Origin of the sequence: Paenibacillus sp. PastF-3 (assembly GCF_029893135.1) — a bacterium.
Classification (GTDB): domain Bacteria; phylum Bacillota; class Bacilli; order Paenibacillales; family Paenibacillaceae; genus Paenibacillus_AQ; species Paenibacillus_AQ nitricinens.
This window is the reverse complement of sequence record NZ_JARXWM010000014.1, coordinates 12,627-38,674: the sequence shown is the minus strand read 5'-3', so window position 1 is coordinate 38,674 and position 26,048 is coordinate 12,627. Positions and strand designations below refer to the sequence as shown.

The following is a 26,048-nucleotide window of genomic DNA, read 5'->3' as shown; positions in this document are numbered from 1 at the left end:
TTTTCCTGAATCCATTGGATTTGACTATTCGAACGATTACATCATTCCCATTCCGCCGCCACTGCTGCTTGAATTGCCGTTGTTCATATTCATGTCATCATCCATCATACCGCCTGAGCTTCCCATAGTAGAACCCTGTTGTCCCATATAGCCTTGCTGCATTTGCATCATTTCCTGCTGTAATTTGTTCATCTGTTGCATCATATTTTCCATCTGATCCATCGATACACCATTCCTAGTCCCTTGCATGGTTCCTCCTACCACCATGATAATTAACCCAACAAACGAGATTATGGCTAGTTTCAGCCACCCATTATTGCTTTTCATTTTGAATCCCTCCAATTTCGTATCGTTATTTCTTCAATTCCATGTTAGATTCAATCGTTCGCTGTTTTATCCTTTTGAGTGGGCTTCTCTTTTTTTCCTGAGGTAAGGAAAGCTCCATTTGAAGAAGCCATAGTGATATATTGTTTCACATAGCTGAATAAGAAAGCAATCAATGCCATGATCATAAGGATGGTCAACAGTATAATAAAAAACGTTATTTTTGCCGAAACACTTAAGCTGGAAATCAGTCCAATTTGATTTGGATAAAATCCTCCATTCATCAGAATACCCAAGAGATACAAGACCACAAGTACACCCAGTAAGGTGGATGCCAGAACGACTATCGTCTTCAGCATAGGATCATTGCTAATGAATTCTTTCCCTCTGTTAAATGATTCTTTAAAATACTTGTTCTTCACCCATACTCCTAGTCCGATAGCCAGGCTAAGAATTAACACCACAACTAACAACTGAGTCAAGCCAGATAAAAGGCCACTCATCACACCACCTGAATTATAGTTCCCCGCGCCCATCATGCCTTCTGCACTTCCAGAAACTCTAAACCCTGACGGCATACTCGACTCGTCCATCTGCATCATTTCCTCCTCTTAATGAACAGTTTGTCTAACAATACTCTGATGCTCTTGCTGTATTTCAAGCGTACCAATGTACTTTGGGAAAAGTATGGAGAAAGAATGTTCTTGTAAAAAATCATATTGTAGCTAAAGTTCTTGTGGGAATCATGTGGACTTTATGTGGTTTCAATGGAGTTTATAGAAAATGATGGTGCCAAATATTACGCCTTACAAATCTATAAAACCCTATGTTAGGATGTGAGCAGATTCACATGACAACATAAGGAGGAACACAACATGAAAAAAACAATAGCTATCTTTTCGTCTCCATAACATTATTCACGAGTCCATCTGGGATTCTTTCTACCTATGCGGCTAGCGAGCTCCCTTTACAGTCGACAGCAACAGCGAGTACTCTGAGAGAGAACGTAATAAGACAGGGAATGAATTATCTAGGCACTCCTTACGAGTTTGGTTCAATCCGTAGTAACACTAAAACTTTCGATTGCTCTGATTTTGTAAGACAAGCTTATCTAGAAGGGACGGGAATCATACTACCCGCAGATTCGAGGACTCAAGGGGCTTATATCAAAAAAACGGAATGGACATAACCAACTGGAGAATCCTGAAACCAGGGCGACATTATGTTCTTTATGTCTTACCGTGGCAGCAAAGAAACCGATTATAAGGGGATTAACAAAAATAAGGCCCGAATTATGCATAACGGCATTTATATCGGAAACAGTAAAATTATACAAACTTATTCCATAAAATCAGGTGGAGTTCGGATTGATAACATTGAAGGTACCAAATGGGAAAAACGTTTTCTATTTGGTGGTAGCGTTCTTAAATAGAAATAAAAAGGGAGCAGCATTAACTACTGCTCCCTTTTATCCACACTGGCAAGGTTTATTTTTTTGACCTTCTGTTTAGATTCAATACTCTCAGCAGCAGGAACAAACTTATCGCGATGAGTACTGCACATATCAAAAATGTTTTTACGAAACTGCCAAATTGAAGAAGCGTCTCACTCCGAAAAGAAACGGCTGACAGGGTCATACACATGACCCCTATTCCCATAAAGAGAAAGGATATAAGCCATTCAATTTTCTTCACATGATTCCCCCCCATGGCTCGGTTGCAGCATAAAGTGAACTTCAAACCGGGTACCTTCGCCTAACTTACTGGTAACCGTTATTTCCCCGCCCTGTAACTCAATTAGCTTTTTAACGATGGATAAACCTAATCCCGTCCCCCCGAATTGACGGGAACGAGATTTTTCCACTCTATAAAACCGTTCAAAAATATAAGGCAGGTCTTCTTCAGGAATTCCTATCCCTGTATCCTCAACAATTAAGATTACCGATGTAGTGGTATACTGCAAATCTACATTAATGCTACCCTTCTCTGTATAGCGAACGGCATTCTCCAGCAGATTCAAGACGATTTGCTCCATCCGTTTACCATCTGCAAGAACCAAAGAACTGGTGCCATACGGATGGAACGACAGGCTTAAGCTTTTTTCTTTTCTCTTCAATTCAACTTTTTGGACAGCCTGTTCCACCAGGTCCGTCATGTTGATCCGTTCTAGTAAAAGGGGTATTTTCCCTTCTTCCATTTTTGCCAAATCGAAAACATCATCGACTAAATGCTGCAGCCGGACCGCCTCTTGATAAATGATATCCAGGTAACGTTCTTTCTCCTCTTCGGTCTCATAGAGGTGATCTCTAACCACTTTAGAGTACCCTTCCAAATAGGTAATGGGTGTCCGCAGGTCATGTGAAATGTTAGAGAACAACTCTTGACGGGTATCCCGGTAACGCTGAAGATCGGCCGCTAAATCATTGATGGCCTCCGCCAAACTTCCGATTTCATCTCTACTTTTGATCTCGATCCGGGTTTCCAGTTCACCTATAGCAATTTTACGAGTAGCTTTTTGCATTTGTAAAAGCGGACGAGACAAGACTTGGGCGATAATCCACGTAATTCCCAAAGCTAGCAAAAATGCCCCCATCCCGGAGAGGATCAGCAAATTCCTTACTCCAGATAGGGATTGCTCCATTTGTTCCGTAGAAGACATTACATAAAGGGCTGAGGTAATGACACCTTCGCTAGAGATCGGTTGACCGGAAACAAAATAACGATGTCCGTCAGGATCTTCATACAGCAAGCTAACCTTTTTGCCGGTAAAAATCTTTTCGAGGTCAGAATTCCGAATAAACGCTCGGTCGGCTGAATCATGGACACCGGAGTGAAGATTTACTTTTCCATTTTCTAAAATATTAAAGATACTAACATTCGAAAACTCCGCAAAAGTCATCATGGTCTGCTCGGATGTCGTATCGGCAGCATTAGCCATAACCGAAAAGTGGGAGGCAATCTCCTCGGTTTCTTTTCGCATTTCGGCGGTATAAAAATTTGTGAACATTTTGTCGATGGCAAAGCCCAGGAATAACAAAACAATCAAGAGTACAGTAATGATCACAAGTCCTAGTTTTAACCCTATACGGTTATTTCGCATCTTGATTCTCTGCCGCTTGAAATTTATAGCCTACTCCCCACAACGTTTGGATCGGATTATAACTCATTCCAGCTCTATGCAGCTTCTCACGAATATTCTTAATATGAGTATCCACCACTCGAATTTCACCCTCATAATCATGTCCCCAAACCCGTTCAACCAGTTCCTCCCGGGTAAAGGCACGCTGTTTGCTCTGGGCTAACATCATAAGAAGATCAAATTCCTTTTGAGTAAAATCTACAGGAACCTCATGAATACGAATCTCTCGAGCATCCGGGAAAATATTTAACTCTGGAAAATCCAGCACCCATTGTGGGGGTTGCAAGACTTGAGTAATCGTAGACCTCCGGATTAACGAATACATTCTAGCCAATAACTCTTCAGGTTCAAAGGGCTTCGTTAAATAATCATCTGCCCCTACCCCAAGTCCATGGATTTTGTCTTTGGTTTCCGTACGTGCCGTGAGCATCAGAATAGGTACGGTATCTGTTTCTCTGACAGCCCTGCATACTTGCCAGCCATCCATATCAGGCATCATTACATCCAGCAATATGATATCAAAGGTGTTTTTTTTTATCATAGACAGGGCTTCTTGACCCGTTGCAGCTTCTTGAATTCGAAATCCTTCTTTCATTAGATAAATACGAAGTAAGTTCCGCATATTCCACTCATCATCTACGATCAATACCTGTAATTTTGACATTATACCCACACTCTCCATTCTTTATTTTATCTACTTCAACCCGCTGTACCGCTAGTTATCGGTGTATCCAGTCTTTGTTTTCTTATAAAGTACACCATAAGAACCAGAGCCACACTCATTACCGAAACACTAGTCCATTGGCCAGCTGTCCAGTCGAGCGCATACCGCGGAGAATCTCCACGGAGATATTCCAGTAAGAATCGGCCAGCTGCATAGAGAATATTGTAGGATAGAAAAAGAACACCTCTAGGCAGTTTCTTGTTTTTTAAGGAAAGAAGAATAGCAAAGACAACAAAGTCCCACTGTCCCTCCCAGACTTCTGCCGGCCATAATGGAACAGCTCCATACTGCTCATAGGCTAACGTTCCTTCTGGATAAACGACTCCAAAACCCGCATTAGTAGGTGAACCAAAAGCATCTCCGTTTAGAAAACAGGCTATGCGACCAATCGCTTGTCCCAATATGATTGCTGGCGCAAGCATATCTGCTAATTCCCAGAAGGAGATCCGATGGATTCGGGCATAGGCTGCTGCGGTAACGCTCCCCCCAATCAATGCTCCCTGTATAGAGATCCCACCGTTCCAGATTGCAATAATTTCTGAAGGATGCATCGAAAAATAGTCCCATTGAAAAAAGAACACGTGCCAGATTCTGGCTCCAAGAATTGCCCCACCTATAACGTAAATCATCAAATTGGGTATATGCTCACGAAAAGAAGTATCTCTTGCTATGTATAATGCCACTCCCACCGCCGCCAAAACCGCCAGTGTGACGACAACTCCATAGGATCGAATTGTAAAGCCGCCTATTTCAAATAATTCTACTCTCATATGATTCCCCTTCGGTATACGACTTTATCATTTCTTACCTGATGATCTGATTAGCTATCTTTATTGTACGGACTGAATATGTAGAAAATATGTTGAAACATTGGGTAAAGATTGGGTTATCATGACTTTCAACGGATCATGTGTACCAAAACAGGCTGACAACCGAGAATTGACCGGTGCCAGCCTGTTCAGTGATATCAAGAATTTGATATCAGTTTATGAATGACAATTAATGGCCGGAATGCGGGTTTCCGCCAGATGCAGGGGAAATCTCAAGCATATCATCAATCTCACTTTGGGTAGTGGCAGAAATTGTTGAGCTCTCACCGGTTACCCAGGCATGATTGTAGGGACCTTCTGAAGGTGATTTCTGAAATTTGGGTTGAACATTCATCAAATATTCCATCACAGAATTCGGCAGTCCATCCTTTTCTGTAAAAATCAACGGAGCGTGTTTGCCCAAATGACTAAATGGAGCAGCAGCGATTGCCAGCATCGTCGAATCTGTCGTCAAGAACGAAAAGTTATGTCCGGGCGTAGTGATTCCCCATCCAAAATTATTGTTAGTATCTTTATACTGGGCAAAAGCGATCGCATTTTCGTAGGGATTTTCGCCTGCAATTCGGGTTACCGATCCATAAGACTTTAATTCTTCTTCAACTTTGCTGGATATAACCGAGTCTGGACCAAGGACATAGATGGTCGCCTTTCCTCCGCGCTTATTCAGAGCTTCCACTGTAGCTGCAGGAATTTCGTCTTTCTTCACATAGAGTAATGGTTCTGGCATGTGGGCGATCCAATTTACAGCTGGTAATGTATACTCAGGACTATCCATGGACCCAACAATGACGGCCTGTGGAAGCTCACCCGCTGCTTTTGCATAATAGGCATCAATGGCCTGTGCAACAGCTGCTGGCTCGTCCCCTTCAATCTTATCGATCTTCATATCCAAGGTGTTCAATTGCTCTTCAACGCTTGACGATACTGGCCCTACAATAACAATCTGTATGTTCTCATTCCCTTTAGCACCCATCGGCTTCAGCCGCTTAAGCTCTTCTATTGTTACAGAAGGAACACTCTCTTTGCCAAAAAAGAGAACCGGCCCATTGCTGGGGTGATGAATCAAATCGGTGCTAGCCGCAGCGATTTGCCAGTTACTCACATCGGTCAAAACCACACTTGAGGGTCTATTATTTTCTGTCTCCGCCGTCCAAAGTGTGCGGGAGACCAGAACTGCTGCCTGAGTCGGATCAGACGTATTAATGCGTGTCGTATTTTTAGTCCCCACCCAAGGTTCTGAGATCGTAGTACTCTTTGGTTCATTGGTTGCTGCTTCAGAGTCTTTATTGCCTACTTGACATCCAGATAAAATGGCACTTAATAACAACGTTAACGATCCAATGATTAAAACCTTTTTCATTCCATTTCCTCCAATTTGTAATATCTTAATTTTATTAACTATACTTTACATAAAAATTGTGTGGAAACTATGAAGTTCTACCCTATATTTTAGGGTGGAATGAATCCCTCTCTTTGGCCATACGATACATTATCAACAAACAGGGGGTTGTACAAATGACAAGCTGGATGGTTGCTACAATCTTTTATGTTTTCATGGCATGTTGGTCATTCGGTTTCATTTACCGCTACCGTTGTAATCTTACAAGTACGATCACGATGATATCCCCAATGGTAAGCGGCATGATCATCGGCTTTGGGGGAGGAACGATTGCGGGTTTGTTACTCAGTCATAACTTGCTGCTATCCCTTTTCATTTGTGTTCTTATCGGGATGATTGCAGGTGGCAGTATAGGGGCGATAATCAGTATTGGTGCCTTTCTGAACGGGGCATTATCTGGCATGATGGCAGGGATGACGGGCGCGATGCTCATTAATATGCTTCCCACTTCACAGTGGAGCCAAAGTATCTTAGCATTTATGGTTATCAGTGGTATTTTTCAGTTTGTCCACCTGTTAATGCTTCAAGGGCAGATTGAAGAAAAAATCCTTAGCCAGTCCCCATGGATATATCGCAGTCCCGCGCTTATGCTCATTGTAACCGTTATACTTCTTTCAATTCACATCACCTTCGAACGTAAGGAAGCTTCACTCATCGACTCTAGGTCTGCCCCGAAGCCTGAGCATATTCAACAACCATTCGATAAAAGTAAGTCTAGTGGACACCGAATGTCTCATTAAGAATAGCTGGTGTACCTATAGCCATTCTCCACTGCTCATCAGGCAACACCGACTTTGCAATAATTTGGAGGTTAGAACATTCATCCCGTATTGTTTTTGATCCATGAAACAATCCTGAGTAATACTTCGTATTAAACTGTTCTTCATTATGGTTGGAACCTACTTCATCCGCACAAACGTATACTTCGATTGGAGCCAGTAACTTATGGAATGAATTCCTCGTCTTCATATTCCCTTAGATATGTATGACTTCATCCGAAAGCTGGGACAGTAAATATATATCATTAATCACATGTGCTATGGGAAAGACCTGCTGAGTCTTTCCAGAACATACTGTAGTTGTACCCGCTATAAGAAAAAGAGTACCCAATGCCCCCAAATTCAACACCCCTTCTATTAATTTACAAATAGGTTGGCCGAGCCTTATTATTTTTATACTCCTATCTTTCTCCATAGATTCAATACAATTTCAGGGTAAATCAAACCTAATTATTTTTATCCCTCCTAAAAATTAAACCGTCTGATCATTTTCAACCTATTGCGGTTTGGTTGCAATCAGACTATGAGCAGCTCTTTCGATTGGAAGTGTTCAAATACCGTCTCTTGTCACTATGATAACAGTACTTTTTACAGTATTAAACCACTTGTCTGACTTGTTGTAGCTGCGTTCTCCATATTCATTGCTTCGGAAGCCTGTTGTGCCTGCAACATCGTTTGCTTGGTTTGGTTATCTACCCATTGAATTGTGCTATCAAATTCCATTATCGCTTGAGCCATTTGATATATAGCCTTGTTTGCCTGTTGCACATCTCCGACTACGGTAGACTCTGCTACAGCATTCTCTGATAAATTAGATAAAAAACAATTCCTTGGCATCGTAAGTTTTTGAGGTACATTACTTAATACTGCCTTGTTTTGGAACAATACATTGTAACGATTGACATACACTTGATAGTCCAGGTTCGTCGCTTCCGTCAATCTAACCATTTTATTTATATTCTGATTAAGTTGATCCAAAAGATATGCTCCCTCAGACAGGAAATATAGACCTCTTTGGTAACGCCCAATCAGTAGTGGATTGATAGAACTAGAAGACATTAATTCTGCTACTTGATTATGATAATCACGATAAGTGCGATTCCAATAATATTGCGCAAAGCAAAATTCCCGCCTCCTTTTAGCAGCTCTACATTTATCTACTTTTTTTATTGCCGTAAGAAAAGAATACCAACGGAATTTTGGGAAAGTATGGAGAAACAATAAGGAAAAATATAAATAATCGGGATGCATAGCCCTGATATGTGAATGAACAAAAAAATCGCCCTATCTAAACGGTAGGTTGTGTGACACCTTCGTTTAGCTTAGGACGATTGTTCGATTGTTAGTTATAAAATTTTCTAGTCAATATTTAATTGTTTTTTCAATCGTTCGTTTTCCACTTTTAATTCATTAAAGTCTTCGTGAAGTGTCCAATCTACTTGTGATTGGTTCGAATGAGATCCATGACCAGGCATTCCTTTCATCCCAAACATCATAAATATCATCATCAGTGGACATAACAACAATAGTAACAATGACCATTCCATCTGTGTGCCTCCTCTGTAAATTGTCTTTCTTTTGATATTTTTATTATAGAAGAGTGATTTGTGGATTTGATGTTGAAACATTGGGCATTCCATGAAGTTATTGATTCTTGGCTTAACTCCTTAATGTCTACATTGAACCGACACATATTAATGGTATTTTTAAATGGAATTAAATAAATGAAACAACAAGGAGGAATTATTTATGACAGGTTTGAGCCAGGTATCAAGTGCAGGTAATATGCCAAAAAATTGTGGAATGGAAGGTATGCATGGAGGGGCTGCAATTAAGCAAACGACCAATTACCAACACACTGAGGCCACTCATCAGAACCATACGGCAAAAATACCGGATCAGTATCGAGGGCAAACTGTTGATATTAAGGTCTAGGAGCTACTTACATACCAAATAAATCGTAAGCGTCAAACAGCCCAAACCTTGAGATCAGGATGAGGGCCGTTTGACGCTTACCTTTACAATGGACTGATCATCAAAATCCCCCGCTAAAATTACATTGGTATGGCTCCTTTGTTGTTTCTGCTAACAGGCATCGCTTCGTTATAACTTCATCTCAACTCCATATTTCATCCTTATAATAAGTGTAAAGAATTTATAAAGGAGGTGAACCCCCTTGAAAAAAGAAAGAACCTTACTCAAATCGATCAGTTCTGTCCTTTTCGCGCTCTTTGCATCTGCACATCATTGGCTTCATACCCTGTTGATTGCCTTAGGATTAACATCCTTAGGTGCTGGGCTCTTCTCCATGGCTCCATCTCTTAAACTCATTTTTTTAGTCATCTCTCTTCTCTTGTCCATATGGTTTATCGTTGTAGCGAAACGAAGGTGGAAAAAAGATCGTCCTGCGGCATGGGTATATTTCATTTCATCGATCATATCCATCATCCTGGTTATTACAGCGGTACCTCAATCCATTTCGGATTTTCTGGATAAGCCCGTACAACAAAACAATCAACAAGAGGAGCATTCAGAGCATCACAAATAAATCAATAGATAAACCGTTTAGAGGAGTGTAAGTATGTTTTATGGTTTGGTTATAGGTTTATCGAAGGGCTAGAAACATTTTTGCAGTGGGGAGGCGCTGCTTTATTATGTAGCATCTTAATCGCTATTATTCTGTCAGTGTTGACCCTAACTATTTTTTCTGCGTGGTGCTATGGTTGAACAAACAAAGCAGAGTTATCAATGGAGCTTGGAAAGTAAAGCTCTTTCTGTTTTACAAGCAGACCGGATTAGCGGACTGAGTATTTTTTCCTTCTTCACACAGAAGTTAGTGGAAGTCAGTATATGTATGTCGCTGGGTGGGTGATTTTCCTTTGATGGGGGGGAACCTCCACCCAAAGAGCATCATGGTCACAGAAGTCTTTTTGAACCCATTACCGGCCTTTTTTTTGGTCCTCCTGGCCTCCCCATTCAAATCCCTCTAGAGCACTCCTTCTTCATCGATCCCATGGCAAAGTGGCAGCCTCTCCATCGATGATGCCACATTTGAGCTTCACGGCAGGCCATAGAGATATACCACGGACTGTATGACTGAAGCATTTTCCAGCTTTTCCGCTTGCTGTTTCCGGTTTGAATAGGGACAGAAATGAATTATTTAGGTTGTTGTCCATCTTAACTCCTCAGATTATTACAATATTAACGAACGAACATTATGGATGGTTATACGGCTGGTATGATGGCTTAGACAAGATCTAATCCCATTATTCTCCATGACACATCAACATATTCCCACCGTTACACATCGATAAATAAGGGAGCATATGGACTTACTAATTAAACACAAATTAACATTGCCTATCCTAATTAGATGACAACACTAGACGAAGGGCGAATTAGTCTGTCAATGTTACTAAAAAATAATAAACTATTGCAAAACGACGAAAGCTCTTACTAGCTTTCGTCGTTTCTTTATTTCTCATGGGTGCAACTATCTAAAATTCCGTTCATTGCTCCCCTCAATCACCTAACCTCAACTTTACGAAGCCATTTTACGGCATTCATCTGCACATTTACGACAATACTCAACACATTTCTGACAATGTGCGTCTTGAAATTTCGAACATTCTGCAGCACAATCGTCACAGATCTTTGCACAGACTTGGCAAAATTCTTTTGCGTATATACTTCCACGAGCCATCCATTGGGCAGCTGTTGCACAGATATCCGCACAATCACGCAAAGTGTGGATACAGTGAATTCTTGCTTGCACGTCTGTCTCTTTAAGACAAGAGGTTAAACATTCTTCACATGCTTGCATACAGTCGTTACAACTATCAATACAACTTTGAAAATGTTGAACCGAAGAATGTGAAATTGTCGTCATTTTTATTACTCCTTCATAATTTTAATGTTTGTTCATCCTAAGTTATATTATCCTAAAAGTGTATTTATATACAAAATCTAGCCAGACTGAGTTCGTGATTTATAGCTTGTACAAAGAAATCGCCCCGTCAAAATGGTTAATAAGGTCTTCCATTTATCCATGGGCGATTTCAATGGAGTTTTATATGCTTTTCTCTAATATGAGTTATTTAGACAAGCTTAGAAGTTGCTTTTTCATTCGTTCGTTCTCTACTTTTAACTCATTATAGTCTTCGTGAAGTGTCCAGTTGGATTGTGACTGGTTTGAATGAGAGTCTTTACCATGCATTCCTCTCATCCCAAACATCATCAATACCATCATCAGTGGACAAATCAACAGCAATAGCAAAGACCAATCCATCTGTGTACCTCCTCTGTAAATTGCTTTCTTTTAATATTTTTATTGTAGAAGAGTTGTATGTGGATATGATGTTGAAAGTTTGCATATTTCATGAAGTTATTGTTCCTTGCTTAAGTGATTGAAAAAAGCAATCCGGGTAATAACAACCATGTTCCTTCCTTTTCCTCTCCAGTCATTCCATAATTCGCAACCAACTGTTGATTTAGTCCCCGATTTAAGATGGATAGGATCACATATCTGAATATTTTTCCTCTCGGTAGCTTACGCTATCTCAAAATTAGGCGACTACAATTGACTACTATTATCGAGTTATGAGTTGACTAGAGCTTGCCTGAATATAGACTGTTTAATATACATGGAATGCCACAACGAAAATATATAAATCGTCCAAATCTTGCGGGAATAATCGGCCGTTCCCATTCGATGTTGTTTTAACATCTCTTTAACAACATTTAGTTGAATCCATTGGTCCACCCCACTCTCTGTAATTTGTTGAAGGATGGTATCACCCATTGGGGTTAATAACCATTTTTTCAAAGGCACAGGAAAGCCTAATTTTGGACGACCTAACACAGAATGAGGTACGATTCCCTCCAGGGCTTTACGTAAGATGTATTTAGTGGTTCCTATTGCGAGCAATAATGAAGCAGGAATTTTCTGGGCAATCTCAAACACTTCTTTATCAAGGAAAGGAACACGAACCTCTAAAGAGTGAGCCATACTCATCTTATCGGCTTTCATTAATATATCACCAGGCAACCAAAGGTTAAGATCTATTAACTGCATACGGGTTACGTCTTTTAAACCTTTGTGCCCCGCGTAAATAGGTTTCGTGATTTCTGTCGTAGTTTCCCAGTATTTATATAGATCCGGATGGAAAGAAACGAGAGACCTTTTCTCACCTTCAGAAAAAATGTTGGCATTTCCGAAAAATCGATCTTCTAAGGGTACCCCTCGGGGGTATGTCAATTGTATTATTACCGTTTTTTCACACCTTCCACTAAACACTAAGCCTCGACGCAAAAAGACCTCTCACAATAAAATACAACCTGTGAGAAGTCTTTTTCTTAAAGAGGATGCATACAAACCCAGAAATTAAAAAGGTAAAAAAACAGATGCTGACCTTACAAACTCATCATTCACTAATCATTTTGAGGTAGCTAGTTTCGCTCACTACACGGCGAGCAGTGACATAACGATCACGATAATATGACTCTGAGAGTCTACTAATTCTTACGCCTTTACTGCTTGAGGAATGAGCAAACTGATCATCACCTACATAAATGCCTGCATGGGAAATTCCTGTACCAAAAGTGTTAAAAAAGACCAGATCTCCTACGCGAAGATCATCTTTAGACACGGGTGTGCCTACTTTAGCTTGAGATTGTGATGTGCGCGGTAAATCACCTGCATTAAATTTATCTAATATATACAATATGAAACCCGTACAATCAAAACCCGCCGCCGTAGTCCCCCCCCATAAATAAGGAGTCCCCAATACCTCTTTCACTTCATTTTCAATACTTACTTCACTTGCGTAGGTGCTTGCAGGAACAGAAGTGAACAATACTGCAGCCCCCACTACGGATAAAATAAACTTTTTCAGAATCAGGTTCTCCCTTCAATGCCTACGGAGTTAGCTGAGGGTTCGGTTAAAGGTTCCCTATATTCCTTTGCTTTCAAGAATAATTCACCCAAGAATGGTTCCCCCGTTTTCAATACGAAATTCGGCAATAATTAATTAATTTTTTGTAACTATTGCTATAGTATTGTATTTATATTCACTGTGTCAATCCGATATAAAATTTTCTATTTTTATTTTCAAACAACACAAATACCACACAATTTTATAGTACAATGCATAAATTTCTAGGATTAGTGATCATTTTCGTGAATTTCATTCAACTTACCATTTTTCATCTTACTTGTATGGATAATAATATATAGAGAAAGTAGTGACATTATTGTAATTATTATTTTCATTGATTTATTTTCTACTTTTACATATCCATAAGCAAGTAAGGTTTCTAACCAAATGGAGGGAAGCTTGCCTACAGCAGTTGCCAACATATAGTTCAAGAAAGTCATACTGGATGTGGTGGCTACCAATGTTACAATGGAGGATGGTACGTAGGGTATGAGCCTAGCCAACAACAAGATGAAAAACTGCCTTAGTGGAGTCATATTGTTAAGATTATTTAACCACAGATAATTTACCCTTCTAAGCTTGTTCACTCTTTGAACACCTAATCGATATAAATTGTAGGATACCCCTGCACCTAAGACCTCACCAATCCACGAGAGCAAAAAACCAGGGTAGAATCCGAAAATCAAAACATTTACGGTGGTCATAAAAACTGAAGGAATTACTCCGATGATACTTATAAAAATACTAATTCCAATGCTTATCAGAAATGACCATATCCCCAGCGCACTTAACAATTCTGCAACTTGTTTTGAATAAATAGAAAACATCAGCTCACCATCTTAAAATGATTTAATTCTGATTACCAGTTAACGTCAAAGCTACAACAATCAACATATAACCAAGCACTAAAATCTCATGGTGTCCTTATAGGTAATATTGAATTATATAAATTGTTCAATCCTGTTTAAAAAATCTATACCCTATACTCCGAACCGTCTGAATTGGACTATATTTAAGCCCAGCGTTTTGGAATTTTTGGCGAATTTTCTTTATATGGGTATCAACTACACGATTTTCTCCTTCGAAATCATATCCCCATACACTATCCACCAATTCCTCTCTGGTAAAAGTTTTTTCTCTTCTTTGAGCAAGAGTAACAATCAAATCAAAATCCTTTTGAGAAAACCCCTCCAAGATCCCATCAATATAAATCTCCCTCTTTTTTGGATATATTATTAACCCAGGGAATTCAAGGGATCTTTCTTTTTCAAACATGGATTTTGTAATTGCTACCCTCCGGAGAATGGAGTATATGCGGGCTAATAACTCTTCAGGTTCAATATTCTTGGTTAGGTAATCGTCAGCTCCAATCCTAAGCCCGCGAATCTTGTCCTTAGTATCTCCCTGTTCCGTTAATATCAGCATAGGTACAAAAACGGTTTCCTTGACTACCTTACAGACTTGCCATCCGTCCATATCAGGCAAAATAATATCCAATAATATAATATCAAATGAGTACTTCTTTAACATTTCCAGTGCTTCTGTTCCTGTAGTCGCTTCTTTTACATAAAACCCTTGTTTCTCCAGATAAAACCGAAGCGATTTTCTCATATTCCATTCACTATCTGCAATTAAAACTTGATGTATAGACAATATGTTCACCTGCTCCGTTCCAATTTCCCTTATTATATATAAATTTTGTGTAGAAAAAATGTAAGTTAATTTTTAGGAAAAGAAAAAGCTTCTTAAAAGAAGCTCAGAGTGTCGAGAAACCCAGGTTATTTTAATATCTTGGGTTTCTTTTCATGTTTAGGTGGCTGTAAAATCGGGAAAGTAGGGGGATTACCCCTACTTTTCCAGGCTATCCAGGTGGATCGCCATCTTCTTCATGTTCTGCACGGCTGCCGTCATCAGTGCTTGTTCCCTGACGTTCCGGAGTCCGCGCAAACGGCAATAGCGAAACCCATGGAGCTCTTTAGCATCCGCGAAGCTTCGCTCAATCGTTTCTTTTCGTTTGCGGTACAGCTGTTTGCCAGACTTGCTGAGCCTGTTGTTCCGAACCCAATCTTTACTGTCCTCCCAAACGTGCCGGGTTACCACCTTTCGATGATTTCGGGACTGTGTACATTGACCCAGCAACGGGCAACTCTTGCAATACTCCGGATTGGAAGCATACTGTCGGTAACCTTTGCGGTCTGTGGTTCTGTATTTCAATTCGTGACTCGCTGGACAAACATATAGATTACGTTCGGGATCAAAGGTAAACTTCCACTTTGGAAACAAGCCTTGCTTGGGGTGAAACCTCCGGTGAGCAATCACGGCAAAAATCTTTCGTCTTTGTAGCCCCCGACAAATCGGTGTAGTCAAATATCCTGAATCGAGTGCAACAGCCTCAACTGCAAACCCAAAACGATCTTGCTGGCGACCTAAACGCGACAAATAGGGCACGGAATCATGGACATTTCCGGGCGTTACGTGCACATCGGTAATGAGGTTGTACTTGGTATCGACCGTACGGTGGTCCAAATAAAAGAAGCTTTCTGGTTTGCCATCACGAATCATATATCCACTGTCTGGATCAGTTGTGCTCACTTTAATTTCTTTCTCTTCGTTCACTTCCTCTCTGGGTTTTAGGGCTTTTTTCCATGTTCTTTCCGGTCATCAGCCACGGCGGTATTGAGTTCGTCAATGTAATCTTTGGTATTTTGTAGTACTTGTTGTTTGGTATAGTGATGTTTATTCGCATTGGCTTTCACATGGGTCGAATCGGTCACGAGAACACGTCCGCCAATCATTCGGTGCGAAATACCTTGGAGAACAATCTCATCGAAAATATCCTGAAAAATCGTTGTATCTTTAAACCGGGTCCGCCGGTTCCAGCTAATCGTTGTATGGTCAGGAACCTTGTCGCTAAGCCCTAGACCCAAAAACCAACGATAGGCCAAGTTGGTTTGGATTTCTCGCTCCAATTGACGTTCGGAACGAATACCGTAAAAGTATCCAAGAAAAATCATCTTAAATAAAATAACTGGATCTATAGCTGGGCGTCCGTTATCGGCGCAGTATAGCGGTCGAACCATTTCATCAATAAAAGAAAAATCGATATATTTATCCACCTTTCGAAGCAAGTGGTCTTCGGGGACCAAATCTTCTATGGAAACAAATTCGTAGGATTGTTGTCTTTCTCGGTTGGAACGTAACATTCAACACACCATCCGTTCTATAAATAGTTACCTATATTATACAACATTAACGCGGTGTCGTCTTAAATAATTAGGGCATAAAGAAGGCTGTCGAGACTTTCTCGACAGCCTGAGCTTCTTAAAAGAAGCTTTTTCAGTGAACTAATTTTTCACTTTTCGTAATATTCGTTCATATCCTTTTCTGTCTTCCGAAACTGCTTCAATGTAATCAGAATAATCAAGTTCAGTGAACACTTCTGTGTATTCAATCCATACCTCATCTATAATACTTTCTTTAACATTATTGCGTATCTCACGAATTAACTCTTCATATCCGTCATTTATTCCCGTCATCAGTCTATAAAAATTGTTGTTAAAAATAAGAATTTTCTTATATTCGTTATTGTATGTTCCCAGCTTTTTATCAGCTGATCTAATCGTATCTTTAATGTGGCTTGTTGAGGATAAAAACGTAGAGCTTAGTACACTACAAGGAACCAAGGTTTCACTAATTGAGTCTGTAAGTTGAAGAGAAATATTTAACTTCTTTTCACCAGATTTAATATACTCTTCAGTTTTAATAGAATGTTCTAAAAATTCAGCTCCATTAGTATATATATCATCTAAATCACTAATTTCAGGTCTTTTATATAGATTTCTTTTCACTTTATTCAGATTATTAAACTTAAGCTTCATGTATTTGGAAACATCCAAAGTTATACTTCCGAACTCTGCATTTCCTTTTCTCATATATTTAGCTTCATTGTATACTGCATAAATATTCTAGAGGTTAGATCTTCCTTCTCTAAGTCATTGTATTTATTACCTAAAATAGCTGATAAGCTTAATATTGTTCCATCAAAAGTCAGTTTAACACCCATTATCTCGGATTTTTTCGGTTAATCTTTTTGCGTATCTCTTTATTTTTGCCCCTAAAGTTCTCTATCAATTCAGCAATTTTTTCAGTAAAGGGATGGCGTAAAGTAAGTTGTGTACCAAGATTTGGAGCCTAGCAGGCAACAAAAAAGTAGGGTATTCTCGGGATTGCGAAACCACCAAGAAAGGAACCCTACTCGATGACTATTGTACCCGAAAATCTCATGAATAATCTATTTGAAAATCTTGTCACTACGTTTGTCAAAGACAACTTGGAATCTATCATGAGAACGGAAATTCAGCACTTCATGGAGAATGAGCAAGCGGGTGAGCGTAACAGCCGCAATGGATATTACAAACGGAGTCTGCACACCAAATACGGTCATTTGGAGGATCTAGAGGTGCCTAGAGACCGTAAAGGATACTACCAGACACAAATGTTTGAACCGTATCAACGCAGAGACGGCTGGCTGGAAGAGGCGGTGATCCAAATGTACAAAAGCGGCATGGGCACACGAGACGTGGCCCGTTTCATTGAAAGTATGTTCGGCAGCCATTATTCCGCAACGACCGTGAGCAACATTACCGCAACGGTGCTGGAGGACATTCAGAACTGGCAGGCGCGTCAGCTCGCCCAACGCTACTCCGTGATTTACCTGGACGGTCTCTATGTGAAGCTCAAACGAGGCACCGTCGACGGTGAAGTCATCTATTTTGCCATGGGCATTGAAGAGGGACATCGTCAAATCCTCGGGTTTTACGTCGGCGGTCAAGAGAGCTCCAATGGGCTGGCGGGAAGTCCTAAAAGACCTCTACACCCGTGGTGCACAGGAAGTCCTGCTGGGGGTGTTTGACGGCCTGCCGGGACTCGACGCTGCATTTAAAGAAACGTATCCTCAAGCCGATGTGCAGCACTGTGTGGTTCACAAAGTGCGAGCGACATTTCCTAAAATCCGGGTGGAACACAAAACCGATGTCATTGAAGCCCTTAAGACCGTGTATACCGCACCTGATGAAGAGTTAGCCCGGGCCGCATTCGATACGGTCAAAGCCCGGTGGGGCAAGCTGTACCCGAAAGAAATGGCCTCATGGGAAGAACAGTTGTCAACCTTACTGACGTTCTACAAGTACCCGGCGGAGATCCGCAAAGCCATCTACACGTCGAATCCGATCGAGCGAATGAATAAGGAAATCCGTAAGCGACTCAAACCAATGAATAGTCTGACCAATATGGACGCGGCGGAGAAAATCGTGTACTTGGAAGCGACGGATTACAATGAACGCTTTGCAGAACGTGTAGTCCCAGGATTTGGTGTGGATGCGGTGAAAAAGAAGCTGAATGAGCTGTTCGAAGCCCGCTATCCAACAATACCAACACGGGAAGGAGAGTAGCTTCCGCTCGTCCTGTTTCTGGGGGCGGGGTTCCCCCGCCCCAGAAACACCTGCATACCTAAAACACACTCGTAGAGTTACTTCTACTCTTTTACACAAACTTCTTGACGCTACCAGTAAAGGATATTGTTATATTTATTTCTGGATTAACTAATGTCTTAGCCTCTATTACTGTTTTTTGTCCACCAAAAACGAAAGAAATTTCAGGCCTTTTTCCATCTGCTCCTGAAATATCTAAGCATTCGAAACCAATATCTCGTAAATCAGTATTGTAAACTCTATTAATAAAATCATTTAAAAATAAATTCACTTCACATTTTCTCTTTTCACATATTCCGGTTGTAACATAGCTACATATTTGAGTCATATATAGGCTCAAACCCAAAATTAGCGGTTGAAAATTGAGTGCGGAAAAAAAACGAGGATAGAAATGGAAAAACATCTGCAAATCCTGTATTGTTGTAAGTCCTACCAAACAACAAGAAAAGGAAATGACAGATGCCACTCCAGTATATTAACGAAATGCTCGGATTACCAGAGCTACAACTGCATAACGTTCTCTCCCACAATGCAACGGAAGTGCATTTGGAAGCCTCACCGGTGGCACACAAACAGCCCTGCCCAATCTGCCACTCCGAACAAGCGGTGAAGCGAGATGGCCGCAATAAGTCGCGCAAGATTCGTCATGTCAGCATCTTTGGTAAAAAGTGCTTTTTGCATATTCCCTCGCTGCGCTTAGCCTGCTCGCGGTGCAAGATTGGGTTTGTTTGGTCGTATGCATGGGTGGGTCCCAAGGAACAATACAGCCGTCTTTTTCCGCTCACAGACTGTAAACCAGGCACTGGGCTCCACGGCAGCGCATAGGCGAGAATGCAAGATCTACCTGCCAGCACGGTTCAGCGCATGCATCAAGAGGCCTTGCCCGCAGAGAATGAGCGTCTACTTGAGCAGGCTTGGCGTCAAGCCAAAGACACGCCAGAACTGGTGCTCGGCATCGACGACTTTGCGATCAAAAAAGGATACACCTACAATACTGGCATTCACGATCTTCGAGGCGAAACCATGCTAGACCTGCTGGCTGGGCGAAAGCTGGATGCGTTACGTGCGTATGCCCAGCAACATCCCGATTTTTTGAACCTAAATCCCAAGGCAGTTGTTATGGATCTGGCTCAAACGTATCACACTTGGCTCAGCGAATGTTTTCCGGGGGCGCTCCGAATTGCCGATCGGTTCCACGTTCACGGTTGCGTCATTGAAAGTGTCCAGGCGGTCCGGAAATCAGTTCAGTCTACCCTTTTCCCCCGGGCCAAAGTCATCTTGAAAAGTCATCATCGCCTGCTGAATCCGCCTGCAGATTCCTTACCCGAAAAGAGCAGAACTCAGTTAGATCAACTGCTGGCATTCTCGCCGCTGCTGCGTGAGGTATGGGAATGGAAAGAGGCGTTTCTCACTGGTATGATTATTCGCCAAATCACCATGTGGCCCAGCTTGGGTTTACTCGTTGGTGTCAGCAGGGGGAAGCCCTTGAGCACGAAGCGATGCAAAGCGCCTTGAAAACGATGCGAAATTGGGAAGAGGAAATTGTGAACTACCATAGCTGCCGCTGGACGAATGCGACGTTGGAAGGAAGACATAATCGCATCAAAGCATATCAGCGTCGACATTATTTCACGCGCAATCGTCGATGTTACAAAGCTGGTATTTTAATCGAATGCAATCGGCTACGCTTATTAGGATGAAAATATCAACCGCTAATTTTTAGGTTGAGCCTCTTAAGTAATCAAAAACTTTCATGCTTCACCTAATTGAAATTTATTTACAATATGCTGCGATTGTGTTTGGAAATGGTTTCAGGTGTTTGTGCAATTGCGTATAACGTCCTTTTTACGAACTTCGTAAAAAGTCTATCCTAAAGGTTATTCGTGAAATTGTTGAACAATCCTGCCTGTTAGTCCGGCCCAGAAATTCTTACTCCCTCTTACAGTAATATCATGCTTTTTTGACGTCTTTCCGGTGGTTTGGTTTTGAATATATTAATTATCGGTTAACGGTACATATTCTTGGCCTATTTCGGCATTCGGTACATATTCTTGTCATTAGCTTTTGACAAGAATATGTACCGTAAAAAAGAAAAACCCGCAATTTATGCGGGTTCTATGCGGAACACATTCTTGTCATCCGACAGATGTGGTCCAATTTTCATGACTTTTTGTATAAATCTTTCAACTGTATTAATAATCAATGGTTCGATTTCGTTTAGATCTTCTTCAAGGTGAAAGTTAATTACAGCGGGTTGTCGAATATCGAAATCACCAACATTATATTTTGTTGTCCGCGCTATCGCATCCGTAAAGGAATAGCTATGTCCCTGTTGAGAACCAAGAGTTAGAGTATACAGATCCTCTTCATCCATCACACTCAATGTTTTCACCATTACAAATGGAATCCAATTATGAGGTCGCTTAAATAGATGCAAACCAAATTGATGATCCTCGAACAAGCTTTCCAAACAGTATTTTAAATTTTCGTCATAAAATTCCACTGTAACAGTTAGAGAGTGCAGTTTTTTACACCTTGCTTCATCGTCATTTGGATGTATATATTTTTTAGCAGTAACTAAAAATTTTGGTTCCATGTGATACCTCCATTCAACTTAATATTCACTATGTTGTTTTACTAGATTTCTTATTAAAGGTAATAAACCATAATGTCCATGCAACTGAGTAAATTGCGGTTATTACCAGGGGTGCTTTTGATTGATTGAAGTAACTTATAATAGCTAGTGGCCAGAGAACAATGTTTGTAAAAATAAAAAATCTAAAACTCACATCCATTCCTCCTTATGCACGGAATTATTCATTGTGATTCTTGAACACTCTATTTTTAGTATTGCTCAATTGCATGTTTAATGGAGTCCGATTGTACTTCAATACTATCTTCATCCAAATGAGTAGGTACAAATCTTTCATCTTCTGTAAAATAATTTACAAAAGATACGTATTGATGTTCTTTACTATTAAAAAAGCAATAGCAACCATCAATAGGATTTTCAAATAGCCCCCAATTATTAAGAGATATATTCTCTTTCAAAAAAATCTCAATTATTTCTTTTACATCAGCAATGGTTTTTTCATTATTACGAATTTCAAAATTAAGATGTATATTTGAAGTGTTACCTATCACATTAATAAATTCATTTTTAATATTAATAGGACTAATCCTCCTTTGTTATGAACTAATTTATTCAATATGTTTCTTCCAGCTTTGAGGTAACAACCGTGTGATATCCTCTTGCATGTTCGGGCAAATTATTATTTTCAAGTTTATCCATTTCGGCTGCATACTTTAAGGCAATATCTTTTTTTGTGAAGGTTTTTTCTACAGAGCTATATATCTGAAAATGTCTCAAAACAATATGTATTTCATCATTTTCGAGTTCCATGTTGAATCTCTCCTTATGAACTGATTTATTCATTGAAGATCATTGCCCTCATAGGCGTGATTTAACTATTCTCCGTCTTTAGTTGAAAGAACATCAGTTCCGCAATCATGTTGACTGAATCGATTATATTCATTCGTCCAAACTTGACAGCGTGGACACCACATTGTTACGACTTGTATTCTTTTTATTTTTGCCATCGATCCGCAACGGCAATAAACAAACTGGGTTCCATCCAGGTATTCTATTTGTGATGGTTTGTCAAAAATGTGATAGTGCTTACCTGTCAATTTTTCAAGCAGCTCATAGAGCCATTCTTTCATATGATCACTCCATGTCTTTATGTGAACCCACCCATTCACAAGTCATGCTTTTGTTTAGAATGTTTACAATCCAACAAAACACCTCGCTATTTACATACACCGTCACTGTAACCATTGATATGCTCCCTTTTTAATACGCCGAATGCGTCTATATTCCTTACATACTGTTCTATTCATTTATGTTTCATCTTTTGAACGTGTTCCCAATGTCTCTTTTTGTCCAAATAAGCGCTGTAAATATTAATTCCTAGCCCTATCAAAACGAACAGGACAATCGAAGCAACAAAAATTATAATCTCCACTCTGATGCACGCTCCCTTTCATTGAAGATAATTAAGCGACTGTTTAATGATGGCCGAAGTTTTAAATCCGTCTTATCTTCATTCAATAAATGTTGATTTGAGAGAATCCTAACTTTCTTCATATGTCCTTTAACTCTTGAGAAGGTTTGGGGAATAATTTATCGGTACGAATTTATTCATTTTGTAGTATTGATCCCAGCTATCCTCTTTACTTGAGTACAAAACAAATACCATTTTGGCAATGCGCTGCTTTTCTAACAGATACTTCATACACAGTTGTAAACTTATTCTTAAATCCTCAGGAAGCTCGTCTGTTTCGTTCACAACCATATATATAAATGGAAGGTCAGCAATCGATCTGCCCTCAGAGAATAGCTTGATTCTTTGATCAAACTTTCTCTTAAAATCTGTTAGTAAAATAGTGAATTCATTTGCGTATTGATATGTTTGGCAACCTGGTAGCAGATTTGTAAATTTGTTATTATCGTTCACGGACAGGTCCACATAATGTACTTCGCCTTTAACTAAAAGTGAATTAGCAATCATTTTTAGTTTTTCACGTTCATTTAACCAATTGTGAGTTCTCCCCGATTGCGTTGAACCGATAAGAAGATGATCATCCTTAATAACGTCAACCTTTTTGGATTTCAATCTTGAAAAAATGTGCATTATAGACACGCTCCAACTCTTTAGTAGACTATTGAATTAGAAAAGAAGAATTCTATTGTTGTAGGTCTTATTTCATCAAGTCAAATTATGTACCAATTCAGATACATATGGGAACAATACAAATCCTATTAGAAGAACAGTTAGACTTGAAAGATCCTTGGTATATTTCATTTTCTCATTTTCATCAGTTTCTTTGCCTATACGAATCAAAACATACATGAGGCAGCCGGCATTGATAATATAAAAGAAACCAGGATGTAATATCAGTTTTAATACAACGTCAATGATTACCATTGCCTGTATGTGTGTCATAGAGACAATTGTAGGGAGCTCAGAAACCTCGAATAACTCAATGTAGATCTTATACAACAGAAGAAGTATTGATAAATTGATCCATTTCTTCATTTTCAACCCTCCGCTAATAATCAAATATAAAACTACATTAGGATTAACGTCTTAATCGCTTCCCAATATGAGTAAACCATCTTTACTACCTCTTCTTCATTTGTAAGTAGGGCAATCAGAGACAAAATAATACTTTCCTTCATATAGAAAGGTTTCATTATCATATTTTGCCTCGTGCACCTCCAAACCCGTTGGCCCCCGGTGGATGGAAAAATGATTCTCACCGATATTTCGAATAAGATAGTCCAGAGGTATTAATTCAAAATTATGAAGATCTTGAGGTGCAGACATTCGTTTGATTTCACCTTCTCGCAACTGTAAAGCCCCCTCATATTCTGGTAATTACGTCACTATGTTTGTCCTTTCGGAGTCAAACTAAGATATAAGTTCACGTATCCAACTTCCGACTAATGGAGGATTTAGAAAAAAATCTTCATTACCTCAAGATTATATTACCTCACACACTTGTTTCTGTAAACGATCGTATACATAATAAGGTGTATTATCTTGGCGAATTGTAATTTGATAAGAAAATGATTGGATTTGTTGATATGATGGAATTTATAGTTAGACAATCCTCAGCTTTAGATGACTCACGAGTAGCCGGTTCTATACAATCGATTTTGAAAGTAGTATTTTGAATTGAGATTGATAACCATTTATTTCATAATAGAAAATATCTCAATAAACAAATGGAGTGATAATCTTTGAAAATATTCCCTTTAGATGTTATTAAGCGCGTCTTTCACGATATGACAGTGTTTCAACACGAAGAAATACTTTTAAAACTGTTCAAGTTATGTACTAATGATCAGGAGGATAAATCCCTGAAGGAAAAGGTAGAGTTATATCATTCCAGTTGGGGATATACACTTTTAGATTTGTACAAGACCCACTTACCCCACGAAGTTCCAACAGAAATCCAAATAAAATTTGAATTAACTCCATTCACTCATTTTTTCGCTTCTGAGTTAGCCGAAGATATTACAAATGAATTCAATTTAAAAAATGAAGATCTGATATATATCGAAGATCTCTATGACTCTATAGAACTAGAAGAACAGTTGCTCCCTTCCAAAGACGACTTTACCAACTATATTCTTCAAATTATGCTTTTTCCTCCGCTGATTCAATTGAATGATTTTTTCTCCAAATCGTACCGATGGCAGGCGCAAAGTGCAAAATCACTGTTAAATACAGTCAATTTCAATGATGTCGAGATGCCCAAATATGAGATTAATTTTGCTCTCTATTTAGCTACTTCCTTTATCAGCCAAGAGACTTATAAGGCAATGGGATTAATGGATGGATTGATAAACTTGCCTGAACTGGCTCCGATGGCTGTAGAGCTAGAGAAGCTAAAAAACTCTATTCCAAACACCATGCCAATAGACAAAGAATTTATCTGCCCGCATTGTGGTATACCTCATGGAGATGTATCGCTTAACCATAATGATGTTTTCTACGCACACCTTACCAAAGCACATATGGATCTTCATGTTCAAGTCGGATTCTACCTCTATAAACAATTCAGACAAGGAATATCTATCCGTCTAAATGATATTTTCCAAAACAGTACTTTAACCATAAACACGGTCAAAAACAGTAAATGCATCATTCTTGTCGAAGGCTCCTCGGAAGAAGCTGCACTTCCTGTTATGGCTATTCGAATTGGAAAACCGTTAGCCAGTCGGAATATCCTCGTTATGAATTGCAAATCAAAACAAAAGGTCCTGGAGAATTTTAAATTATTTCGCAATAACTTTCCGAATGTGAAAATCTGTGTTCTTCTTGACAGTGATGCTGAAAAGGAGAAGCGGGAGATTGAGAAAATGATCGAAGGAAGTCTTGACCGATTCAGCTTATCATTCATCCCCAAAGGTGAATTTGAAGATCTGGTACCACTTCCTATCGTAGCCCAAGCATTAAACGAGTTGTATCCGACGGGGGGAAACGTTTCAGCTTCGAATTTTGATGAAAATCGAGGAATTATCGGACAAATCAATTATGTACTACATTCTTTCAACTCAAAATTAGATAAGGTTCGTTTCAATAAAAAAGCCTCAGAGTTAATGCATGCTGATGAAGTTCCGGATCTTATTAGGAATCTCATTAATGAGGCGTACAAATTATGTGGGATAAAGTAAAATATTCATGAATCTACTTACTATGGATGGCGAAGCAATTATCGATAATTCTTACTTTTGATCTGATCTGCATCTGGTCAGTCGGCGGACCATATTCTTAATAAAAGCTCAATAAGCAATATAAGTTATTCTTAAATCATATAGAAAAAGCCTGTTATACTTTCGTATAACAGGCTTCCGTTT

30 protein-coding genes, 3 pseudogenes and 1 riboswitch are annotated in these 26,048 nt (G+C 39.6%); of the genes and pseudogenes, 7 read left to right on the top strand and 26 right to left on the bottom strand.

Annotated features, from left to right (window positions below; genetic code table 11):
- Positions 1-36 precede the first annotated feature (36 nt).
- Positions 37-327, bottom strand: coding sequence for a hypothetical protein (locus M2444_RS23750; protein WP_094874487.1), 291 nt, complete (start codon positions 325-327; stop codon positions 37-39).
- 50 nt (positions 328-377) lie between these two features.
- Complete coding sequence (locus M2444_RS23745) at positions 378-917, bottom strand: hypothetical protein (RefSeq protein ID WP_143812217.1); 540 nt, start codon at positions 915-917, stop codon at positions 378-380.
- A gap of 428 nt (positions 918-1,345) precedes the next feature.
- Here M2444_RS23745 and M2444_RS23740 point away from each other — a divergent pair.
- Positions 1,346-1,756, top strand: a pseudogene (locus M2444_RS23740) (C40 family peptidase).
- Positions 1,757-2,004: 248 nt separating this feature from the next.
- Here the strand turns inward: M2444_RS23740 and M2444_RS23735 are convergent.
- The 4 genes from M2444_RS23735 to M2444_RS23720 all read right to left on the bottom strand — a co-directional run bounded on the left by M2444_RS23735 (position 2,005) and on the right by M2444_RS23720 (position 6,376).
- Positions 2,005-3,423 carry a sensor histidine kinase gene (locus M2444_RS23735; RefSeq protein ID WP_094874484.1) on the bottom strand — a complete coding sequence of 473 codons (1,419 nt, stop codon included), beginning with the start codon at positions 3,421-3,423 and terminating at the stop codon, positions 2,005-2,007.
- Positions 3,413-4,126 carry a response regulator transcription factor gene (locus M2444_RS23730; protein WP_094874483.1) on the bottom strand — a complete coding sequence of 238 codons (714 nt, stop codon included), beginning with the start codon at positions 4,124-4,126 and terminating at the stop codon, positions 3,413-3,415. Before M2444_RS23730 ends, M2444_RS23735 begins: the two co-directional genes overlap by 11 nt.
- A gap of 35 nt (positions 4,127-4,161) precedes the next feature.
- Complete coding sequence (lgt, locus tag M2444_RS23725) at positions 4,162-4,956, bottom strand: prolipoprotein diacylglyceryl transferase (protein ID WP_094874482.1); 795 nt, start codon at positions 4,954-4,956, stop codon at positions 4,162-4,164.
- A gap of 229 nt (positions 4,957-5,185) precedes the next feature.
- A complete protein-coding gene (locus M2444_RS23720; RefSeq protein ID WP_094874481.1) occupies positions 5,186-6,376 on the bottom strand; it encodes a cell wall-binding repeat-containing protein in 1,191 nt (396 codons plus the stop codon).
- Between the two features lie 155 nt (positions 6,377-6,531).
- Here M2444_RS23720 and M2444_RS23715 point away from each other — a divergent pair, with 155 nt between their 5' ends.
- Entirely contained in the window at positions 6,532-7,155 is a 624-nt protein-coding gene (locus tag M2444_RS23715) for a hypothetical protein (RefSeq protein ID WP_094874480.1), read from the top strand.
- Here the strand turns inward: M2444_RS23715 and M2444_RS23710 are convergent.
- The 3 genes from M2444_RS23710 to M2444_RS23700 all read right to left on the bottom strand — a co-directional run bounded on the left by M2444_RS23710 (position 7,130) and on the right by M2444_RS23700 (position 8,741).
- The gene (locus M2444_RS23710) at positions 7,130-7,384 is read right to left on the bottom strand and encodes a hypothetical protein (protein ID WP_143812216.1); all 255 of its coding nucleotides are present in this window, start codon (positions 7,382-7,384) and stop codon (positions 7,130-7,132) included. The genes M2444_RS23715 and M2444_RS23710 overlap by 26 nt on opposite strands.
- A gap of 398 nt (positions 7,385-7,782) precedes the next feature.
- Positions 7,783-8,172: a hypothetical protein gene (locus tag M2444_RS23705; protein WP_094874479.1), complete on the bottom strand. Its 390-nt coding sequence runs from the start codon at positions 8,170-8,172 to the stop codon at positions 7,783-7,785.
- Between the two features lie 380 nt (positions 8,173-8,552).
- Positions 8,553-8,741 carry a DUF2933 domain-containing protein gene (locus M2444_RS23700; RefSeq protein ID WP_094874478.1) on the bottom strand — a complete coding sequence of 63 codons (189 nt, stop codon included), beginning with the start codon at positions 8,739-8,741 and terminating at the stop codon, positions 8,553-8,555.
- 202 nt (positions 8,742-8,943) lie between these two features.
- Here M2444_RS23700 and M2444_RS23695 point away from each other — a divergent pair, with 202 nt between their 5' ends.
- A complete protein-coding gene (locus M2444_RS23695) occupies positions 8,944-9,129 on the top strand; it encodes a hypothetical protein (protein ID WP_094874477.1) in 186 nt (61 codons plus the stop codon).
- Positions 9,130-9,370: 241 nt separating this feature from the next.
- Positions 9,371-9,742 carry a hypothetical protein gene (locus tag M2444_RS23690; protein WP_094874476.1) on the top strand — a complete coding sequence of 124 codons (372 nt, stop codon included), beginning with the start codon at positions 9,371-9,373 and terminating at the stop codon, positions 9,740-9,742.
- Between the two features lie 454 nt (positions 9,743-10,196).
- On the opposite strand, the gene M2444_RS23685 is transcribed toward M2444_RS23690, so the two are convergent.
- The 9 genes from M2444_RS23685 to M2444_RS23645 all read right to left on the bottom strand — a co-directional run bounded on the left by M2444_RS23685 (position 10,197) and on the right by M2444_RS23645 (position 17,062).
- Positions 10,197-10,370, bottom strand: a complete 174-nt coding sequence (locus tag M2444_RS23685; RefSeq protein WP_179281768.1) for a hypothetical protein — start codon at positions 10,368-10,370, stop codon at positions 10,197-10,199.
- A 365-nt stretch (positions 10,371-10,735) separates the two neighbouring features.
- A complete protein-coding gene (locus tag M2444_RS23680; RefSeq protein ID WP_481857529.1) occupies positions 10,736-11,017 on the bottom strand; it encodes a four-helix bundle copper-binding protein in 282 nt (93 codons plus the stop codon).
- Between the two features lie 270 nt (positions 11,018-11,287).
- On the bottom strand, positions 11,288-11,482 hold the full coding sequence (locus tag M2444_RS23675) for a DUF2933 domain-containing protein (RefSeq protein ID WP_094874474.1): 195 nt from the start codon (positions 11,480-11,482) through the stop codon (positions 11,288-11,290).
- A gap of 309 nt (positions 11,483-11,791) precedes the next feature.
- On the bottom strand, positions 11,792-12,268 hold the full coding sequence (locus M2444_RS23670; protein ID WP_419884385.1) for an asparagine synthase-related protein: 477 nt from the start codon (positions 12,266-12,268) through the stop codon (positions 11,792-11,794).
- A 349-nt stretch (positions 12,269-12,617) separates the two neighbouring features.
- The gene (locus M2444_RS23665) at positions 12,618-13,088 is read right to left on the bottom strand and encodes a C40 family peptidase (RefSeq protein ID WP_094874472.1); all 471 of its coding nucleotides are present in this window, start codon (positions 13,086-13,088) and stop codon (positions 12,618-12,620) included.
- Positions 13,089-13,092: 4 nt separating this feature from the next.
- A riboswitch (cyclic di-AMP (ydaO/yuaA leader) is annotated at positions 13,093-13,225 on the bottom strand.
- Between the two features lie 132 nt (positions 13,226-13,357).
- Entirely contained in the window at positions 13,358-13,957 is a 600-nt protein-coding gene (locus M2444_RS23660; protein WP_094868928.1) for a TVP38/TMEM64 family protein, read from the bottom strand.
- A gap of 127 nt (positions 13,958-14,084) precedes the next feature.
- Positions 14,085-14,783, bottom strand: a complete 699-nt coding sequence (locus M2444_RS23655; protein WP_373455871.1) for a response regulator transcription factor — start codon at positions 14,781-14,783, stop codon at positions 14,085-14,087.
- A gap of 195 nt (positions 14,784-14,978) precedes the next feature.
- Positions 14,979-16,333, bottom strand: a protein-coding gene (locus M2444_RS23650; RefSeq protein WP_256989708.1) for an IS1182 family transposase whose coding sequence is annotated in 2 segments (ribosomal slippage) — positions 14,979-15,763 and positions 15,763-16,333 — 1,356 coding nt in all. Because the reading frame shifts where the segments join, the coding sequence is not laid out codon by codon here.
- A 141-nt stretch (positions 16,334-16,474) separates the two neighbouring features.
- Positions 16,475-17,062, bottom strand: a complete 588-nt coding sequence (locus tag M2444_RS23645; protein WP_094868929.1) for a hypothetical protein — start codon at positions 17,060-17,062, stop codon at positions 16,475-16,477.
- 326 nt (positions 17,063-17,388) lie between these two features.
- On the opposite strand from M2444_RS23645, the pseudogene M2444_RS23640 reads away from it, so the two are divergent.
- A pseudogene (locus tag M2444_RS23640) lies at positions 17,389-18,580 on the top strand (IS256 family transposase).
- A 91-nt stretch (positions 18,581-18,671) separates the two neighbouring features.
- Here M2444_RS23640 and M2444_RS23635 read toward each other — a convergent pair.
- The gene (locus tag M2444_RS23635; RefSeq protein WP_094868930.1) at positions 18,672-18,890 is read right to left on the bottom strand and encodes a hypothetical protein; all 219 of its coding nucleotides are present in this window, start codon (positions 18,888-18,890) and stop codon (positions 18,672-18,674) included.
- A 188-nt stretch (positions 18,891-19,078) separates the two neighbouring features.
- On the opposite strand from M2444_RS23635, the pseudogene M2444_RS33615 reads away from it, so the two are divergent.
- Positions 19,079-20,319 (top strand): annotated as a pseudogene (locus M2444_RS33615) (ISL3 family transposase).
- Positions 20,320-20,723: 404 nt separating this feature from the next.
- On the opposite strand, the gene M2444_RS23615 reads toward M2444_RS33615, so the two are convergent.
- The 7 genes from M2444_RS23615 to M2444_RS23585 all read right to left on the bottom strand — a co-directional run bounded on the left by M2444_RS23615 (position 20,724) and on the right by M2444_RS23585 (position 24,033).
- A complete protein-coding gene (locus M2444_RS23615) occupies positions 20,724-21,215 on the bottom strand; it encodes a hypothetical protein (protein WP_280788235.1) in 492 nt (163 codons plus the stop codon).
- A 248-nt stretch (positions 21,216-21,463) separates the two neighbouring features.
- Entirely contained in the window at positions 21,464-21,763 is a 300-nt protein-coding gene (locus M2444_RS23610; protein ID WP_280788234.1) for a hypothetical protein, read from the bottom strand.
- Positions 21,764-21,824: 61 nt separating this feature from the next.
- Positions 21,825-22,022, bottom strand: a complete 198-nt coding sequence (locus M2444_RS23605) for a hypothetical protein (RefSeq protein WP_280788233.1) — start codon at positions 22,020-22,022, stop codon at positions 21,825-21,827.
- Between the two features lie 65 nt (positions 22,023-22,087).
- Positions 22,088-22,342 carry a hypothetical protein gene (locus M2444_RS23600; RefSeq protein WP_280788232.1) on the bottom strand — a complete coding sequence of 85 codons (255 nt, stop codon included), beginning with the start codon at positions 22,340-22,342 and terminating at the stop codon, positions 22,088-22,090.
- Between the two features lie 431 nt (positions 22,343-22,773).
- A complete protein-coding gene (locus M2444_RS23595) occupies positions 22,774-23,313 on the bottom strand; it encodes a hypothetical protein (RefSeq protein WP_280788231.1) in 540 nt (179 codons plus the stop codon).
- Positions 23,314-23,388: 75 nt separating this feature from the next.
- Positions 23,389-23,718: a hypothetical protein gene (locus tag M2444_RS23590; RefSeq protein WP_280788230.1), complete on the bottom strand. Its 330-nt coding sequence runs from the start codon at positions 23,716-23,718 to the stop codon at positions 23,389-23,391.
- Between the two features lie 96 nt (positions 23,719-23,814).
- On the bottom strand, positions 23,815-24,033 hold the full coding sequence (locus M2444_RS23585) for a hypothetical protein (protein WP_280788229.1): 219 nt from the start codon (positions 24,031-24,033) through the stop codon (positions 23,815-23,817).
- A gap of 392 nt (positions 24,034-24,425) precedes the next feature.
- Here M2444_RS23585 and M2444_RS23580 point away from each other — a divergent pair, with 392 nt between their 5' ends.
- Entirely contained in the window at positions 24,426-25,865 is a 1,440-nt protein-coding gene (locus tag M2444_RS23580; RefSeq protein ID WP_280788228.1) for a TOPRIM nucleotidyl transferase/hydrolase domain-containing protein, read from the top strand.
- The last annotated feature ends 183 nt before the right edge of the window (positions 25,866-26,048 follow it).